8 protein-coding genes are annotated in these 20,277 nt (G+C 52.4%); all 8 read left to right on the top strand.

Annotation, left to right across the window (positions count from 1 at the left end):
• Positions 1 to 148: 148 nt before the first annotated feature.
• The 8 genes from BLR35_RS10570 to BLR35_RS10535 all read left to right on the top strand — a co-directional run bounded on the left by BLR35_RS10570 (position 149) and on the right by BLR35_RS10535 (position 20,178).
• Positions 149 to 2,998 (top strand): helicase-related protein, encoded by a 2,850-nt coding sequence (locus BLR35_RS10570; RefSeq protein WP_090381454.1) that lies wholly within the window; start codon positions 149 to 151, stop codon positions 2,996 to 2,998.
• Positions 2,995 to 3,333, top strand: a complete 339-nt coding sequence (locus BLR35_RS10565) for a hypothetical protein (RefSeq protein ID WP_090381452.1) — start codon at positions 2,995 to 2,997, stop codon at positions 3,331 to 3,333. Before BLR35_RS10570 ends, BLR35_RS10565 begins: the two co-directional genes overlap by 4 nt.
• Positions 3,330 to 7,340, top strand: coding sequence for an Eco57I restriction-modification methylase domain-containing protein (locus tag BLR35_RS10560; protein ID WP_090381448.1), 4,011 nt, complete (start codon positions 3,330 to 3,332; stop codon positions 7,338 to 7,340). The genes BLR35_RS10565 and BLR35_RS10560 overlap by 4 nt, the downstream gene beginning before the upstream one ends.
• 17 nt (positions 7,341 to 7,357) lie before the next feature.
• On the top strand, positions 7,358 to 7,882 hold the full coding sequence (locus BLR35_RS10555) for a TBP family protein (protein ID WP_170831012.1): 525 nt from the start codon (positions 7,358 to 7,360) through the stop codon (positions 7,880 to 7,882).
• 9 nt (positions 7,883 to 7,891) lie between these two features.
• Positions 7,892 to 13,183, top strand: a complete 5,292-nt coding sequence (locus tag BLR35_RS10550) for a DEAD/DEAH box helicase (RefSeq protein ID WP_090381443.1) — start codon at positions 7,892 to 7,894, stop codon at positions 13,181 to 13,183.
• Between the two features lie 151 nt (positions 13,184 to 13,334).
• Positions 13,335 to 15,158: a DUF2254 domain-containing protein gene (locus BLR35_RS10545; protein ID WP_090381440.1), complete on the top strand. Its 1,824-nt coding sequence runs from the start codon at positions 13,335 to 13,337 to the stop codon at positions 15,156 to 15,158.
• A gap of 11 nt (positions 15,159 to 15,169) precedes the next feature.
• Positions 15,170 to 18,088, top strand: coding sequence for a DEAD/DEAH box helicase (locus BLR35_RS10540; RefSeq protein ID WP_090381438.1), 2,919 nt, complete (start codon positions 15,170 to 15,172; stop codon positions 18,086 to 18,088).
• Complete coding sequence (locus BLR35_RS10535; RefSeq protein ID WP_139169270.1) at positions 18,085 to 20,178, top strand: hypothetical protein; 2,094 nt, start codon at positions 18,085 to 18,087, stop codon at positions 20,176 to 20,178. Before BLR35_RS10540 ends, BLR35_RS10535 begins: the two co-directional genes overlap by 4 nt.
• Positions 20,179 to 20,277 lie beyond the last annotated feature (99 nt).

The following is a 20,277-nucleotide window of genomic DNA, read 5'->3' as shown; positions in this document are numbered from 1 at the left end:
TCACCTCTGCTGACTAGACGATTACCCACGATCCCGTCTCCAGGTTATCGTGTAGGAACAGGACAATTTATAAGTACTTGCGTTTACATTTCCCTCTAATCCCACAGATGCTCCAGAATTCTCTCACCACTGCTGAGCGTGACACAGTATGAGTGTGGACACGAGCAATCTCCTGCCGGGCGAGGTCATCCGGAACCGGAATCGTCTCTGGCGTGTCGACGGCGTCGACGGGCAGGTAGTCGCTGCGACGGCACTTGACGGCCCGACCACGACCCACCGTTTCTACGCCCCCATTGAAAATATCGAGAAGGGCAGCCTACCCGCACCGGGTATCGACCGCATGGGGAACCCGCAGTTCCAGGATCTCCTAATTCAGTCTAACCGGCTGTCGATGCTGCATGGGACAGCTCCACTGATGAGCCTCCAGCGCTCGCGAGTGATTCCCACCGAGTACCAGCTGACACCGGTCGTCATGGCCCTAGACATGCCCGAGGTACGCCTGCTACTGGCTGACGACGTTGGGCTTGGGAAGACGATCGAAGCAGGGCTGATCACCAGCGAGTTGCTGGCACGGAATCGGGCCGACCGCATCCTGATCGTCACACCGGCGAACCTACGTGACCAGTGGCGAGAGACCTTTGAACATTTCTTCCACATCAACGCCCAGATCACCGACCGCCGGAGTCGGAAAGCAATGGAAAAAGATGTTCCGCCGGGAACCAGTGTCTGGGATTACTACTCGAAGCATATCGTCTCGATCGACTACGCTAAGCAGTCTCACATCCGGAACCAGATCCTGAGCCAGGACTGGGACATGGTTATCATCGACGAAGCCCACCAGGCGGCCCGTCCGCACACGGTGTCCGCGACTGTGAGCCCCTCGAAACAGCGGTGGGAGTTCGCCCAAGATATCACGGACGCGTCAACGCATGCTCTCCTGCTGACCGCGACGCCGCATAACGGGTACACCGACAGCTACGCGAGCCTGCTGAATATGGTCAACCCAGACATCGTCTCAGGGGACCTGCATGACCCACAGATCAACCGCGAGATCGCAAAGCGCCACGTCGTCCAGCGGCGACGGGAAGACGTTGAAGAGTGGTTCGGTGACGACGACGAAAACCCGTTCCCGGACCGTGATCAGCAAACGGTCGATGTAGACCCAACCGACTACGAGACGACCACATACGACGCTGTCCGAGACTACGGGGATGCACTGGTCGAAGCAGCCAAGCACTCCGATAACCGCACACTCGCCCAGTGGACCGTCATCCACTTCCTCAAGCGAGCCCTTTCAAGTCCCGAAGCACTGCGCCGGTCGCTACGCAACCGGAAGGACAAGCTCACCGATCGTCTCAATGAACTCGAGTCCGATGACGATGTGATTGAGGAGACTGCTGGAATCTCCGAAGAGATGGCCCAGGCGAACGCATTGGACAGTGACCCTGGTGAGGAATACTCTGAAACTGAACTTGGGGAACGTGTCGAACGGGTCGTCACTGGAGACCGACATGCGATTGAAATCGAGCTGGAAACACTCGAGGAAACCCTCGAGGCAGCCGAACGCATCACGAAAACCCGTGACAGCAAACTCCAGCAGCTGCTCGACCAGACCCTCCCGGCCCGATTCAACAGCGGCGGGACGATCATCTTCACGAAATACGTGGACACACTGGAGTACCTCGAAGAACACGTCCGTGACGAGTTCGGCGATCGGGTCAGCGTCCATACGCTCTACGGCGAACTTGGCGAGGCCGAACGTAACGAACGGTTTCAGGAGTTCGCCGATGCCGAGCGTGGCGTGCTCATTGCAACAGATGTTATCAGCGAGGGGATGAACCTCCAATACGCCGCAAACCAGGTCATCCACTACGAACTCCCGTGGAATCCGAACCGGCTGGAACAGCGCAACGGTCGTGTTGACCGCTACGGCCAGAAGGCGGAGACCGTCTATATCCGGACAATGGTTGTCAACGATCCGATGGACCGGACCGTCCTTACCAAGTTGATCAAGAAGGCCCAGGAGATCCGGAGCGAGTACGGATTCTCGCCGCCGTATCTCGGCGACGATGAAGGGGTCCTTCAGTTGCTGGACGACGACGAAATCCAGCACATCATGCCCCAGTACACGCTCCAGGACTTCACTGACGATGGGCAGGATGTCGTTGAGGAGAGCGCGTTCGACGACGAGCTCCTTGATCGGATCAAAGACGAGTCCTTCTACAACCACACAGAGGTCGACCTCTCGGAGGTCAAGGAGCGGCGGGACAAGACACAGAAAATGCTGGGCGGACCTGATGCCCTCAAGGAGTTCGTCAACAGCGGACTTGATTTGTTCGACTGCGATCGCTCCATGAACGCCGACGGCACCTACGAGATCGAGATCACCACAGACGAACTCCGGGGTCGAGACGTCGAAGATCACTACGAACGAGTGACCTTTGAACCCAACCGAGCAGCGGAAGACGATGACGCCGAGATGCTGGACATCGCCCACCCACTCGTCCAGCGCCTGATCGAGTCGGTCAAAGAGGTCGCCCTCACTAGCGATGATCGGTACGGCCGCACCGCGATGCGTGGAACCGACGCCGTCGACGCGCCGACGGCAGTGTACACGTACAAAATCCGTTATTTCGCCCATACAGGAGACGAACCCACCGTCATGGAGGAACTCGTCCAGTTGGGACTCCCGCTATACGGCGACAAGCCCCTCTCCGCTGAGGAACTAGAGACACTCCAAGACGCCGAGAGTACCGCTGCGAACCGGACTGAAGAGGAGTGGCGGCGAGACCTCGAGCAAGCTGTCAATCACGACTCACTCGAGGATGCTATTCGTGACCAAGCTGATCAGCGGCGCAGCGAGATCGAAGCCGAACGGAGAGAGATGCGTGAGTCGCTTCAAGAGGCCGGCTATGGAGAGTCGATGACCGGTATCGATAACCTCTCTGTGGCGAGTCGAGACCTGCTGACGATCGGACTCAACTACCCTTCACAATGAGTACGGAATCCACTGCGGGACGGCCTCAACAGAGAGAGACGAGTTTCATCGAAACCAGCGTCGGCCTGCTGACCGAGCAGCTCATCTATAAGCTCAGAGAGGAAGGCTGCAGCGAAGACGCCGTTAAACTGAGTACCTCCGAACTGGAGGCCCTCATGGCGCATGTCGACGGCATCGACGCCGATGACTTCGAGCGGCTGTTTGACTCTTTCGAACAGATCCGGGATGAGGAACTCGAGAAGTACAGCCACTATCGAACGCTCGATGAGATTAAGGGACGATTCGAAACAATGGAAGACGACATCACGACAGCGACCGAGGTGATTCAGAAATGAGCCAGCAACTACAGCGGATCAGGGACGAAACGAGCTTTATCGAAACAAGTGGAGGTATCCTTACCGATCAGCTAATTCGGAAGCTTCGCAAAGAACGGACAAGCGAAGATGCCGTCCAGCCGAATACATTCTCATACGATGGTGAAGGCCCGTCATCAGCTACGGAACTGGAAACAGAGATTAGCCAGGCTTGGGAAAACCTCAAGGAGCAATGGGATTCGATTTCAGGCAGCAATGAGGTCTATTCGCTCGATACGACTGAGGCCCGCAAAGAGTGGATTCTCCCTCTATTAGAGACCCTCGGGTTCGACCCGGTTTATCAGCAACAGAACCTGAGTGCGGATGGAATTGAAGCGAATCTATCTCACCTAGGTTGGAGTCCATCTTCGCAACTAGGTCGCACCCGGGATGATAACCACCCCCCAGTAACGCATCTCGTTCGTCCCGACAAAGACGAGCCTCTAGACAGTGGGAACCACGATGGGACTCGTGCAAGCGGACGAAGTCCGCATGATGAGCTGCAGCGGTATTTGAATGCCGCAGATACGGAGTGGGGATTGGTCACCGATGGCTTGAAACTTCGGCTCCTCCGGACGTATTACCACACATACACCCGAGGGTACATCGAATTTGACCTCGAAAATATCTTCACCAATCGGAACTATGGTGACTTTAGAGCACTCTATCGCCTCTGCCATGTCTCTCGCTTTGAGTCTAGGAGAGGTGGTGAACAGGAAGGAATTTTGCTGGAACAGCTATACCAAGTCGCTATCGCAAGTGGGGTCAAAATTGGCCAGGACCTGCAGCAGAACGTTATAGACGCCATCGAAGTTCTCGGCAATGGATTTATCGAGTCCAGTGACGATCTTCGCGGGAAACTGGATAGCACCCAGGCCCAGGAGAAATATTATGAAGATCTGCTCTTCGTCGTATACCGACTACTCTTCTTGCTATATGCCGAACAGCGTGGCATGCTTGCTGGACGGGACACGCTCTATTCGGAGGAATACTCCATCTCTCGTCTCCGAGAGCGTGCCACAACTCGGCGGAAAAGCACGGACCACAACACGGACTTATGGCGAGGGTTGGAAGCAACCTTCGACCTGGTTGAGAAAGGTAACAAAGAGCTGAATGTTCCGTGTTACAACGGAGTGCTATTCGACGATGAAGAATTCTCATTTCTGGACGAACAAGTTTGCACTAATGACGCGCTATTGGAAGCGGTCGAGCTACTGACAATCGTCCATAGAGAGGGTGTCCCCCAGCGGATTTCATATGCAGACCTAGGAGTCGAGGAGATTGGATCGGTATACGAGAGTCTACTCGAATTCCAGCCAGAAGTGGCGGAAGCGCCCTTCACGAACGAGGATGGCAAACAGGTTCAGCAAGGAGAATTTTATCTTTCCTCTGTTAGCACGGAGAGGAAAGAAACAGGGAGTTACTATACCGATCCGGGGCTAGTAAACGAGCTTATTGAGGGAACATTGCTACCGGTCCTAGATGAACGCCTAAAAGAAGCAACCTCTCCCGAAGAGAAAGAGCACGCACTTCTAAACCTCGATGTGTGTGATCCGGCATGTGGTAGCGCCGCGTTTTTAGTAGCAGCTAACAATGCGCTAGCAGACCGGCTCGCTACGATTCGCACCGGCGATGAATATCCACCGTCAGAGGAGATACGAGAGGCACGCAGGGATGTTCTTCAGCACTGTATTTATGGGGTCGATCTCAATCCGATGGCCGTCGAACTGGCCAAAGTCAGCCTCTGGATCAACTCTGCTGTAAGAGATAAGCCTCTCAACTTTCTCGATCATCATATCCGGTGTGGCAATGCATTGATAGGAGTGAATGAAGAGATGTTTGAAGGAGATTTCCCTGTCGATGCTTATGATACCTCAGGTGGACGCGACTGGCATGACGGGAACGAGGTTCGTAAGCGAGTGCGAAATGAGAATAAGGATAGAAATAGGGGGGAGAATGATCGTTCCTTAAGTGGGTTTTCGGCAGCGGGAGATTCGATCATTGACTTGGCAGAAGAGCTAGATAAGATGGCAGAATCCACCGCTGCAGGGGTGGAACAGAAACAAGAACAATTCAATGAGATTCGGGAAACTGATTGGTTCCAAAATAAGAAATTGTTATATGATACCTGGGCAGCAGCGTTCTATTGGCCTATGGACGGGTCTATTCCAGAATATCCAACCCCCTCTTCGCTAGAAAAGCTACAACGGAATCCGGACAGTGATGAACTTAGTGCCCTCAGAGAGTACTCTAGTGAAATTGCCGCCCAGGAGAAATTCTTCCATTGGGAACTAGAGTTCCCGTCTGTTTTCTTGACAGGGGATCGTGGTTTTGACTGTATTATCGGCAATCCACCTTGGGAAAAACCGAAGATATCACAGCGGGAGTGGTTCTTGGGAAGGAATAATGAAATTGCCACCGAGGAGTCGACGACAAAACGAAACAAGCTGATTAAGGAGCTATCTGAGTCGGAGCCGGAGCTATACAAAGCATGGCAAGATGCAACGGAGCGAGCGGATAATATGACCTCCTTCCTCAGGAACTCGGGGAGATTCAATCTCTCAGCAGTCGGCGATCTGAACACCTACCCCATCTTTACTGAACTAGGTGCGGATTACCTCTCTAGCACCAAAGGACGAAGTGGACTGCTTGTCAAAACTGGGATCGCGACGGACTACCATACACGTCACCTGTTTGGAGAATATGCTTCCAAAGGGCGCATTGATAGGCTCTATGACTTTGAAAACACAGACGGTTTCTTCGAGGATGTGGAAAAGAACGAACGATTCTGTCTACTCACAATTTGTGGAGTTCAATTGGAAGCAGTCGGTGACTTCTCCTTCCATAATCAAACTGTTGAAGAGCTCCGTTCAGGCAAAGGACACTTCCGACTAACGTCAGAGGACTTCAAAACAGTCAATCCAAATACATTGACGTGTCCAACCTTCAAAGATGAAAGAACGCGGGATATCGCTATGCAGATTTATCGATCCCACCCAATTCTAATAGACGAAGACAGTGGCCGGAACACCTGGGATATAGAATACCACACGATGTTCCATATGTCGAATGATGATGATTTGTTTGCAGACAATACAATAGTGTCTCTTCGCGAACAAGGACTTGAGTTAGACGACCGGAACCGGTTTGTGGGTGACGAGACAATATACAGACCATTATATGAAGGGAAGTTTATTAGTCAGCTGGACCACCGGTTTGGAACATTTGAAAACGTAAGTGAGGAAACTAAGTACGGTCGGAAAGCTGAGACGTACAAGCTGTCTGGAACCGAAAAGAAAGACCCAAAAAAGGAAGTATTACCTCGATATTGGGTTCAAGAGAAAGACTTCAAAGAGGAAACTAGCTACCTAGACCATGATCAGGGATGGGTATTTGCGTTCCGTAACGTAGCTAGATCACACACCGACTTCCGGACAACGATTGGAACGATAACTCCGCAAGAACCGCATGGACATAGCGTACCGGTTTTGACCTTTGATCCCGATGACCCAACTCACGAGCATGCAGCCGTATTCACGTCGATATTTACTAGTTTCGTATTTGACTTTGCATTGCGCTCGTCATTGAGTGGTGCAAATGTAACGAAGTACGTTGTAAAGCAATTACCAATGCCCACGCCGGAAGTATTGAAAAAGTCGACTATCAAAATAGATGGCAAGTCAAAATCGGCATATCAATTACTTGTAGAAAATGTGGTGCCTCTGATTTGGACATCACACTCCCTCAATGCCTTCGGAGAGGAATTTGACTTCAGTGATTCGGTATATGAGTGGAATGAAGATGAGAGATTTGAGAATAGAGCCACCATAGAGGCAATAGTCGCAAAGATTTATGGGATAAGCAAGAACGAATTCTCCTTCATTATGGAAGAGTTTGATATCCTCAAGGAAAGAGAGATCAACGAGTTGGGGCGGTACCACTCGATGGAGAAAGCTCTGGACAAATTTGATCGTATGAGTATGGTATGAACATCGTGGTCCAGTCTATGGTGCATCAGGCCACCATCAGAGTGGACACACTGAGTTTGAGACAGCTCGAAATGTTTTCACCAAACACAAGCGGTCTATCATATTCTGTCCCGAATTCAAATATCAAGCTGAACATCATCGGTGACAATAAAGAGCGAATGATACAACTCTTCGGATGCAAATCAACGGAAGAGGCGGATGAAATACTCAATAGATTAAGAGAACGACTCTCCCAGAGTGGGATAAGTTCTATAGTTGTAGAATCTCCTTCTACGATTAACATTGCTGCGAGAGCAAACATTGACTTATATTCCTCGCTGGAAGATCTCTTTGAATTCCTCCAGGAACAGGGACATAACGTAGAGTACGAACCGGAACAATTTCCTGCCATTATATTGAGGGTTGAAGACGTGGAATGCACATGCACGATATTCAACAGCGGTACGGTGATGATACAGGGAATTAAGACGACAGACTTATTCCCTGATATTGAGGAAATTCTCTCAGAAGTAGAGAGTATTAGCAGAGACATATCGAATTAATACAGTCAAATGTCCTCATCCCTTAACCCCTTCGATTCATTGGACACGGTTCAGGATTCATACCGAAACTACGTCGAAACGTTCCAAAACGTCGAAGATGAGACCATCGAGTCCTGGATAGATTCGCGTATTCAGGACGGCAAAGTCCTTTGGAAGGAACCCTTCGTCGAACTGAATCAGCGTTTCGAGTACGGACGTCCTCTTACCGAATTCGTCGAAGACGAACGTCTCCACCCTGGCGTTCTCAGTGTCTTCGACGACGATGACGGCAATCCGATCGAGCCGTACAAACACCAGTCCCAAGCGATCGACGCAATCGAAGAGGGCAACACGATCGTCTCGACGGGGACAGGCTCCGGGAAGAGCTTCGCCTTCGGGATTCCGATCGTTTCCCATTGCCTCGACGCCAAAGCCCGCGGCGAAGAGGGCGTCAAGGCAGTGATCGTCTACCCGATGAACGCGCTGGCGAACTCCCAGTACGAGGAGTTTGCTGAGCGTCTGGACGAATCAGGACTTCGACTCGGCCTCTATACGGGCGACACGCCCTCGAACCCCGATAGTGAGGCAGAATTCCTCCAGCAATTCGGCCGAAAGGAGCCTTACGACTGCGAAGTGATCTCCCGCGAAGAGATGCAGGATGACCCGCCGGACATCCTGATGACGAACTACGTCATGCTTGACTATATCCTCACCCGTCACGAGGACAAAGACCTCTTCCCGCCAGAGCATGCTGGCGCACTCGAGTATCTCGTTCTAGACGAGATTCACACCTACACCGGCCATCAGGGTGCCGACGTCGCCGCATTGATCCGCCGGCTCCGAGAACACACGGATGCTGGCGACTCGCTTACCTGCATCGGGACATCCGCTACGGTCCAAAACGAGGAAGGCCGAGAAGCTGAAGAAGAGATTGCCGAGTTCTCCGGTCGAATCTTCGGTTCTGAAGTCCCACCAGAAAGAGTCATCGAAGAGACTTACTACCCGATTCACTTCACCGGTGGCGAATCCCTCCCTGATACCGTCGAAGTCACCGAAGACGATATCCGCCGGTTCGACGGTACGGCCGACGAAGCGACGAAACTCGCGGAGCGACTCACTGCCCGCTCTCTCCACAGGGAGGAGACGGAATCAGCGGCTGCACTGGGCGAGGTACTTCTCAGCCACCCCACGGTTTCATTCCTTGATGAGCAACTGAGCGCCGAAAGCCAGCAGATCCAACCCTCTGGCGACCTCGATACCGCCGAAGAACTGACTCTCGTCGAACACTATCAGGATGAGTACCGCCCCGATGTAAGCGCTGCCGAAGCACAACGGGAACTTCAAGCAGCGCTGCTGGCCGGTACCGTCGCGACGACGGAAGTTCAAGGCGAACAACAGCCAATCTTCGTTCCAAAATTACACTCGTTCTTCTCACAGGGTTCTGGGCTCGTTGCCTGTCTCACACCAGAAGCATTCGATGAAGATAATCCACACCTCAGCGACGCGGGTGACATCGAGTGCCGACACTGTGCCGACGAGTATGACCGTAGCCGCAAGGCGTTCCCGCTGACGTTCTGTCGGGCCTGTGGTCAGGAATACTATACGGTAACACGGTCCAAAGAAGGTCATCTCACACAACGAGAAGTCGACGACCTCAGCGTCGACGATGGTGAAACTGCTGGTTACATTATGCGGGGCAACTGGGACCGCGAGGAAGTCTCACTACCTGCCGACTGGTTCAACGACCAAGGCCAGCTCCGAGATACTTGGGAAGATGCTGTCCCAGAACCGGCCACGTACTGTCCCGAACACAACCGACTGACTGACGGCCACCGGGAGAGCGGCCAACTGGCGTGTGGCTGCTTTGCGAGTCAAGGCCTCGAGGTAATGTGGAGCCAAGCGGAGTTCCTCTTCTGTGGCAACTGCGGGGTGAGCCACACCCGATTGGGACGGGCAATGGAGCTCTCGAAGCTGTTCAAGTTCGGTACGGTCGGACGGTCGACAGCGACAGACGTCCTGATCGGATCGACGATGCAGGAGCTCCCCGATGACCAACAGAAGACGATCGCCTTCAGCGACAACCGGCAGGACACTGCCTTGCAGGCAGCCCACGTCAATAACCTCTACCAGCGAGTTAAGTTCCGACGTGCGCTGTACAACGCTCTCACCGGTAGTGATAGAATTAGTCTCTCGAATATCGGAAATCGGACCTTCGACGTGCTCGACGAACAGGACGTACTTCCCGACGCCCTCCAGACGACGATGTTCGGGGTCCCAGATGACGAAAAGGCCCGCTTCAGTGAGTATCTGCAGTTCCACGTCCTCTTGGAGCTGCAGAAGAGCCAACAGCGTGGACAACAGAGCCTCGAAGATGTCGGTTTGCTCGATGTCGAGTACGAAAACCTCGATCAACTCGCCGAACTAGACGAGCAGTGGGAGGACATTCCTGAGCTTGCCGATGCAGATCCAGCGGTTCGACATGAGTATTGCAAAGGCTATCTCGACCTGTTCCGTCGCACGGGGGCGATTAATCACGAGATCTTCACCAACTTCGGGGATTTCCGTCGGAACACGATCAACACCCTCGATGATGAAGCAATGTTCCACAAGCAGCAGTACTTCCGCTTCCCCGAGGGATTCAGCGACACCGCCAACACTAGTAACACCCAACAAATTCATCGCTTCACCAACCGCCGGTCTCGTCACGTTAAATGGACCACACGCGCATTTGACGTCGATGTCGATCGCGCCATCGAGATCGTCGAAGCGGTCCGTGATCTCCTGAAGGACCCCGACAAACTCCCACTTTTAGTCGAAGATAACGTCTATCGGGGGCGACAGGCGTATATGCTTAATCCGAGTTTCGTCCGGCTGGTGGCGCACGACGCGAGCGATGTCTCCGTCTGTCCAAAATGCAAGACGGTCGTCACTCGGAAGAACCTGAAGATGTGTCTGAACAGTAGCTGTGGCAACGTCACGCCCGAAGACACTGATCTGCAGGATTCCTACTTCCACGACCTATACACGAAGTCCTTCGACCGAGCGGTCGACATCTTCGCAGCGGAACACAGTGGCCAGATTGAGGGTGATATCCGCAAAGAGCTCGAGACTCGGTTCCGCGAGGGAGACGACCTCAATACAATCGTCTGTACGCCCACAATGGAACTCGGGATCGACATCGGTGATCTCTCAAACGTGTTCATGCGCAACGTCCCACCGAACCCGAGCAACTACGCCCAGCGGTCGGGCCGAGCCGGTCGACAGGACCAACCCTCGCTGGTGACGACGTTCTGTGGCAGCGGGTTCGGGCGCGCATCCCATGACCAGTATTTCTATCAGCGACCACAGCGGATCATCGCTGGGGAGATATCGCCACCGACGTTCCTGCTCAACAACCGTGATCTGATCGAGGCCCACATCAACGCACTCGTCCTCGAGGTTATCGACTTCAAGTTCTATGGGAAGATCAAGCAGATCCTAGATATCGAGTCCAACGGTGACTACGAGATCATCGAGAGCTACCGAAAGGACCTCAGGGAGGCAGTCCGGTCCCATCGGGGCGAGATCATTGCGGCCGTTAAGAGTTCCTTTGCGCGAGAACGAGAACGCGAGGACTACCAGGAGTGGTTTACCGACGAGTTCATCGAGTCTCAGGTTGACGGATTCGTTGACGCCCTCGATGACGCCTTCGAGGCCTGGCGCATCGAATACACACGTCTTACGCGTGAACTCCGCCGACTGAATAAGAAACTCGAGGCCCAGAGTGGTGAGTATCTTGAACGCCGCGAGCGCGATGCGATCGAGCGCCGACTCGAAGATATGCGAGATGGTGGCCGTCGATTCTACTCCTACCAGTATCTCCGCTCACAGGGCTTCCTTCCCAATTACGGATTCCCACGATCGAGTTGTACGCTCGGATTCACTACAATGGAGGACGATATCCAGCGCGACGAGACCCGGGCCATTCGTGAGTTCGCCCCTGGAAATAGCGTCTACTATCGTGGCGAGCGCCACGGCATCAAATACGCCCGCCCGAAGACCCGCGACTCCGAGCCTGTCACCCGGCACAAAATCGTCTGTCCGGCCTGTGAGACGATTCTGATGGGCGACGACGCCCAGGAGGCCGCCGGGTGCCCTACCTGTGGTGAGTCATTCAGCGGTATTCACACCAACCCGAGTACGATGGCGTTGCCGGATATGCGCGCCCAACCAGAGGAGAACATCACCAGTGATGACGAAGAGCGCCGCCGCGAAGGATATGAGATCTCTCGCTACTACGAACAGCGGCAGCCCCATATCTACGAGCTCGACGGCGATGGCGTCTCAGCCCAGGTAACCTACGAGCCAAATGCACGGATCGTCACAGTTAATAGTGGCATCAGAGGCCGCGACGATGACGAACTCCAAGGATTTGCCCTATGTACCGAGTGTAAGCGCTGGCTCACAAGTCATCATCAAATCGAAGAACACGTCGACGGGAAGTGCTACGCAAACGCCGATATGGAGGCGATTCGTGAGGGAATTGAGTTGTACACGGATGGAAATCACGATACGGTTACTCTGACTACGCCCCTCCCTGGCGACATTGATAATGATCAGGCAGAGTCATTCTTCCGAACCCTCAAGGAAACACTCTATCAGGGGGTACTCGTCGAGTTTGACCTCGATGAGGAAGAGCTCGCGACATTCATCAAGCCCGCTCCAGAATCAGAGCGGGCGATGACCATCGTCATGCACGAAACCAGCGAGGGTGGGGCCGGTGCCCTGCATGAATTGACTAACCCTGAAAAGGATCGATTCGCACGCTCAATCCGGGAGTCCCTCGACGTCCTACACGCGAACGATCCTGATGGGTGTGAGCGAGCCTGTTACGAGTGTTTGATGTCGTTCTACAATCAGCGGGAGCACCCCCTGTTCGATCGGGAACTCGTCATGCCCTGGCTGTATGGTGCGAGCGACATGACGCTAGTGCCACTCACTGATGGTGGTGACGAAGATCGCTTTGGGGCCCTACAACAGGCCTGTGAATCCGAACTGGAACGGAAGGTTCTGGCGGCGATCCGAGACGAAGGCTACCCGCTACCGGATCGTGCACAGGAGACGATCTATGACGGCGATGAGCCAGTGGTCCAAGCTGACTTTTACTACGATGATGACTCCCGTCCACAGCCGGTCGTAGTTTTCGTCGACGGCCCGGACCACGACAAAGAGCACGTCGCCCAGCAGGACGAAGAGAAACGGCAGCGGCTGCTGCGGTTGGGGTATCGCTACTTCAGTATCGAGTCGCCGACAGAAGTAGCTGAGAAGCTCCGGACAATCTAACGAGGTAAAGCCTCGAAAATTACTGCGTTGATCCGATTCAGATCCGACCGAATTTTGATTATAAATTCGCTAGCAAGCAGTACGCCTGCACTCAATCATCGGGATCACTCCAATATTTATTAACGAGTATTTCAAACGGTGCTATATCTCGGTGACGGGTTGGAATGAGCGGATTGGTGAGATAAGCCCTATTTTCGGGATAGGTGCGGCTCTCCTTGCGTTGGTCTCGCTGGTCGGTTGGAAGGTTGCAAAGTACAATGGGCCGATTATCTCGGCAAACGCTCCCGGGACACTCGCAGATGTACTGTTCACAAGTCAGGCGAGTGTTGTTGCGATTGTATTTTCACTCACATATGTCGGCGTGCAGTTGACGAGTCCCCAATACTCACCGAGACTCACCTGGCTATTCACGGAAAACCGCCACCTCCAACTGACACTGATCGTAGTCGGTATTTCGCTCTTTATTAATGCAGTAGTACTCGTCGTATCAGATCTAGTCCCCCCAACGCTACGGCTTGCGACAGCCGCCTCAATGATCGTCCTAGCAGGCGTGAGCTTTGCTGCTGTTGCAGAGTACGCCATACGTTCCCTGACGCTTGCGACACCGTCAGGAGTCATCGCTGCCTACAAAACCAGGATTACTACGGACAAATATCTCAGTGAAATACGGAATACGAGAGAGTCCCGACGTATTGATGAGAACCCACTACGGGGATTTCACGAGTTTCTGTGTTCCCAGATTGATGACGGCTCGAATTCGACCTGGTCGAACGGAGTCGAAGTAATGACGACGAAAGCCGAAGAGATCACTCGGTCAGTCCTTGATACTAAGCTCGGGAAGCCGTCCAGTACCCAGACTATTGATCGGACTCAGACCGCGAACCTTCCCCTGATTCGAGAGGTGGACACGACTCAGGCAAGCGATGTTCGAGAAGATGACGTCGTAGAGTGCAACAACGAACTGGTTGAACTACCCGATGAAACGAACCTATCGGGAGAATCGCTTTTCCGTCCACTACTAGTGGAATTTATTCCGGAACTCGCTTGCAAGGCACATGAATCGGATGAAGAAGATGCGGCACTAATGTGTCTCAAGCAGCTTAGAGTAACTCACGAACACGGGCTGGAATATGGGTCGAAAGAGGTCGTCCAGCTTTGTCACGAAGGGTTCCGGACGATACTTACGGATGATCCGGAAACATCAGTGTCTGCGGAACTCGCACTGATGAGCTGGTACTTCGCGCTTGTGGAGCTCCGAGAAACTGCAAAGATTGAGTCAAAAGACCACTATCGCTTCCTCGCAACTGAGATTGAATTTTACCGTGATCTCCTTGAAAACGAGAGGAGAGCAGAGTTTTACGCCGATTATTCCGTCTTCGAAGGTGCCTTTACGACTACGAATCGAATTTTGAGCATTGCGATCGATTCCGGGGACGATAACCTCAATGCGGAGATCCGTGATCTCTGGAACTTGGATTTAGATTCATATAGTGCCCGAACAGCGCTGATTATTGCTACGTTCCGGCTACTGTGCTCCCTCACAGAACTTGCGGTCATGGACACCGGAGAACAGAATATGTACGTGTCGCCCGACACCCTCCATCGAGCCTGGTCGAGTGTCGCCCAAGCAGCGAGTCGACTGGACGCCGTACCCGCAGTCCCGTTCTACAGAGGACTAATCGAAGCTGGCTTCGTGATTTCGGTCAGGACAGACGGTGACCGCTCAACAGACCAAGTGAAGAGATGGCAAAAAACCATCACACGCGTACATAATGACTCTCCAGCCGCTGTCGAAGAGGCTTTCAAGCAAGTGTACCCGCAGAAAGGAACTGGCCGACGTCGGACAGCAACGCTACCACAACCTCTTCTCCGACTCGCGGAATTTAAACCTATCCGAGAGCATAAAGATGCAGATCGAATCCTACCGGAACTCGATCCGACAGCACAGCCACAGGACCCCCAACACACACGATAACCATTTCTAACATGACAACACCAAATTCCGAGACGATCAAGAGTTACCAAGCTATCCTCCAATATGAGGAGTCACTATATCGAAATCACGGAGAATCGCTATCCCCAGAGGAAACATATCTTACCGAGGAAGAGCTCACCGACTGCCTTGTGGGGGCAACTTCGCCAGCTGATTTACTTGACGACGATATGCTCCTGAAGTTCGATGCTGGATACCGATCGAGCCACTTCGACCTCTTACACAGACTCTCGAACATCCGGAATCAACACGAAAACGATCCACTAGTCTTCGAGTCCGACATCTCTATCGAGACCGAGAAAGTTCCTGACTTTGGAGAGCGAGATCTCCACGACTTGCTCTGTGGTGCAGGGGTGAGCAATGAAAAGGCCGATCTCATTACCTATGCTGTTGAGGGGGGCGACGCAGAGATCGATGGACTATCGAGCCATCAGGCAGCGGCCATCAAAAAGATCCTTGATGAGAGGAACGAATGCCTCACACTTGATGGGCCAACTGCATCTGGGAAGTCACTTACATTCTCGATTCCCTCATTTAAACACGCTCTTGATTCACTCGACCAGGAAGGAAGAACACAGACATCATCGCTTCTGCTGTATCCTCGACAAGCATTAATCCGAGATCAGCTGTCAACGCTACTGCCGCGACTCGATCGTCTGAATAACCGTCTCGAAGAAGCAGGAGACCCACCGATATCGGTCGGCGTCGATCATGGTGATACGCCAAAAGACCTCAGCTCAGATGAGGAGGAAGAGAGCTTCTTTGGGATCACTTGTCCAAGATGCGATCAAGAGAGTGATGATAATGACCTCATCATTGATGCCGTCACAGGGGTCCCACAAGTACGATGTCCTGCCTGTGAGGAGACATTCGAATATATCCTCCCAACCAAGAGATCGATAGCAGAGGAGCCTCCGACAATTTTGTTGAGTACTGTCTGGTCGGTGTATCACCGCCTTCGTAGTTCACGAGGAGATAATGCAACCCGATACGACGATTTAGAATACATCGTACTGGACGAAGCGCATATTTACACAAACTATGTAGGGGGGCATGTCCAATATATTCTCCAATTGTTGAAGGAGGCAGGCTCTGAAGGCGAAATTCCCCAGTTCGTTCTCTCATCAGCGACACTCTCAAACCCAGTTGAATTCGCGAAGAATCTCACAACACTGGATAGGGGAAAAGTCGCTCACGTCGACTATTCAGAGGTTCTTGAAGCAGCTGGCGTTGAAGATGAACGCCACCTAGTTCACTACTACGTCCTCCCACCACCGAACCGGAGTGTAGAGACGCTAAATGAAGCGATGGTCCAGTGTCTGAACCTCTGGTGTACCAAAAGGAATTATCGGGCACTGAACTTTATCGATAGCATCGCCGAGATCAACCGACAGTACAGTTACATTGCAAAGTACATTTTGTCGCCGAGCGGGAACCGAGGGGAAGAGGTCATCCGACATACGCATTCGGAGTACGATCAAGATGATCCGTTCTCATGGGAGCCCCTCTTACCTACAGAATGGGAAGAGTCGAACCGCGGTGAGTTCCAGGATTATACGATGAACGCGTTTGCGGACAGCATCGGAACCCACACCAGCGAACTTCATGACTTGGAACGGAACCAAATTGAAGACTCATTTAATGCTGCTGATGGTGGGAAACGACTCCTCCTGTCGACATCAACGCTCGAAATGGGCGTCGATCTGAATAGCGTCGCGGCAGTTCTCCAGTACAAACTTCCACCGGGGAAAAACGAAGGCGTAATCCAGCGGATCGGTCGAGCAGGTCGCAATCCCGATACTTATCGAGTTGGGTTAGGGATTATCGAGTTCTCATCGTCTCCCTCGAGCATGATGTACATGTTTGACGAGGAACTCCGACAGGAACTCGAGAACGTGTCGAATCTCTCGCCCTCACAAATTGGGAATAGTGCATCAATCCAAGTGCAACATGTTCTTTCGAGAGCGCTCCATCGGATGGCTCGAGAGGGCCACGAAACGTATGCTGATGGGATCGATGGGCTCCAATCAAAGGATGAACTGATCGAGTTTTTAAAACAGCTGGTCGATTATGTTGAGGCGACCGAACTTCCGGCATCGTTTGTCGACCCCGAGAGCACACGCCGAGAAACATTCGAACGACAGCGAGAGGAATTCCTAGCGCAACTCCGCACAATCATCTCGGGTTATGAGACCACCGAAGATGCATCAGATATCGATCCTGAGCGTATTCTCACAAAATCCCAGCGCTACTACGATGAACTTCGGCAGGTCCGTCGAAAACTCGAATCTGTTCGACGAGATTTGGAAGCACTCCCAGAACTCCCGGATGAATACATGGAACCAATCAAGGGAACTGCCGAATCTCTTCGGACTATCACACACCTTGTGAATGATTTGGAAGAAACAGTCCGACATGCGTGGTATACGCGAGATCCAGGGCAGTTGCAGCAGTGGGTTGCAGAGAACGAGGAAGATCTCCGGGAAGCTATCGAACAAGTACCCGAACGATCCGAAATGCATGATCTATTATTCATGGATTTGATGGTTTGGGTGAGCGGGGAATACGGATCAACAGCAGAACTTGAGGAGAAATATAATCTTCACATGGACCAGATTACAGAAAACCTGACAAACTCTGTACAGCGATTCGAACCGAAACGAGAGGACAACTTTAAGTCCGAAATCGAGTCACTCCTCGACGAAGTGAAAGAACTGCAGAGACAGAACCTGGAAGTCTTAGCTGCAACTCACGTTCTGAGTCGGTTCGAAGAACTAGTATCTGAGTATCAGCGTGCTAGAGGGGCACATCTCTTCCCCGTTCTGAATACCATTCTTCAGAATTCAATCCACTTCACAGGAACATTTGAAGCGCCGCAGCCTGAGTTTGAGATGGAGGGAGATACAGTATGAGTAAGAAAGGTATTAGCGCACTCTACGGGTATACGCCATTCCAGCTGCGCAATACAGAGCCGTACGAACTCTTGCTTCCGCCGATAAGCTATCTAAAAGCAGAGGACCATCGGCTGTATGGTAGTTCGAGCTATCGCAGCCATGGGACTCGAGATGAGTACGAAGTCCCATTGGATGAATTCGATAAGACCATCGTACAGCCAATGGTGTTGAATTTTTCACAGTTTGAATCAGGTTCAGAGAGTAAGGTCATCTATGAGAAGGACTCACTCGATTCAAGGAATGCGTGGCAGTACCCACCAGTCCATATGGAGTATAGCCACGATTCACTCTCACACACCAATCACTGTCGGAAAGCCTTTGTCGTCGCCTCAAGCAAGCATAAATGTCCTGTTCGTCACCAGTGTCCCCATCAAAAGAATCCACAATCTGAGGGTGGCTGTAGCGAATATCGACATGACGGACGATACGATCGGCTCTACAAGGTATATCCAACCGTCCTTCAACACTACGCGGATTCATCCGGCGGTGAACCTGAGCGTATTGGAGCTGTACGATATCACGATCGCCCGCTATTTTCGCTGGGGTTAGCCGACAAAGGCGAGTTTCGCGCCTTCATTGATGAAGTATCGTTCAACTCGCAGCCGAGCTATATGTGGAGTGGGAGTGTATTCCTCCAAGAAGGAATTGGGTTCCGAATGCGGCAGGTGAGCGCACTCGAACTTGACTTCCAGGAGGAGGTGTTGACAGACCTTGTTCTGGATGTGATTGACTCCTCGACTCGTATTGAGGAGTGGCTTGGGCTGAAGTATCTACTCTATCATGAAGATAAAGATCAAGTTGATCGTAAGAACGGATTCAACGCCTTTGACAAAATGAAAATGGGCGCTGCTGCTGGCCTCAAAGGTGACCCCAATCTTGGCGAGCAGGCACGACGTGTCGATTTCGAAGAGAATGAAGATGCACGTGATTTTGCCGAAGTTACTCTCTTGCACACGCTTTCGCACCTTCTACGGGACCGATTGTGCATGCGGTTTGGCGCCGAGAAAGACCATCTCGGATACTATTTCGAGCATCCGGCCTCAGACGTTCAGACCTCAACGTCAAATAAGACCCGGATCGTCGTATTCGAAACAGCAGTTGGTGGATTTGGATATCTCTCCGAATTTGCCGGCCAACTTGCTGATAATGGGCTTGAGACAGTCGCCGATCTAATCACGCCCGTTGTAGAGTTCCTCACCGCACACGAGAAAGACGTCCAAGGTAAATACAGTTCGTTGCAGTCGAGAAACTTCGAGGAAGAGCATGCGCACGCCGAACTGATGGCTCGAGCCTTTACAGGACTCGATTCAGACCACATCTACCCACATGCAAAATCAGTCCGTCGAGCGGTGTACGAATATCTCACAGAGGAGAAAGAAAATGAGGACGCATCCGAAAACGTGTTGGATGAGCTCTCGGGTGACGTCGACGCCGCTGAAGTGGCGGACGACGAATCGCGAAACTCAATTCGAGACATCTTGCGCGATGCACCGCTGTGCTGGGATGGATGCCAACATTGTGTCGAGGAAACACAGGAGTGCTCCTTCCTTACGTTCGATCGCCCCTTCGTCAGTAGTCGATCGCTGGGACGCGGTGCGTTGAGTGAAATTCTCCAAGCAGTCGATACTCCTAAAGACACCTTCTCGAGTAGCTTCAATACTGAAGGGCTGCTGCATGATTACCTATCGTTTGCCCGTGAAGAGGTGCTTATTCAGAGTACAGAACTTACCCCACGCTTTGTCGAGAAGATCGAATCCAATCTTCTGGAACTCGATATCGACGTTACGATACTCACGATCGAATCCGACTCGGAGACAGCTGACCACTCTAATGCCGTTCAAACCTGCGAAAATCTTCAGGAGACGACATCTCTTACGTTGGTGACCACCGACGAGATAACCGAGAATGTTCTCTCCATCGACGGCGTCTGCCTCGTTCGAGGTGATCTTAAGCCGAGTACTACGGCCTCCTTCAACGCAACCATCGAAGTCGACTTCCAACCCGATTCCTGCAGTGCCTTCGAAGACGAGTTCCGGAGTCGAATCTAGGATTTAGGACCTTTGGTCACCGCAACCGAGTGACTACTGCGCCATCGATCAGTCATAGATGTTTGTGAGTCTTACCTGAGGACTGATCTTCTCCAAAGG

This window comes from Natronobacterium texcoconense (assembly GCF_900104065.1).
In the GTDB taxonomy this organism is placed as follows: Archaea; Halobacteriota; Halobacteria; order Halobacteriales; family Natrialbaceae; genus Natronobacterium; species Natronobacterium texcoconense.
The sequence above is the reverse complement of the archived record's forward strand: the minus strand, read 5'-3'. Positions and strand labels throughout refer to the sequence as shown.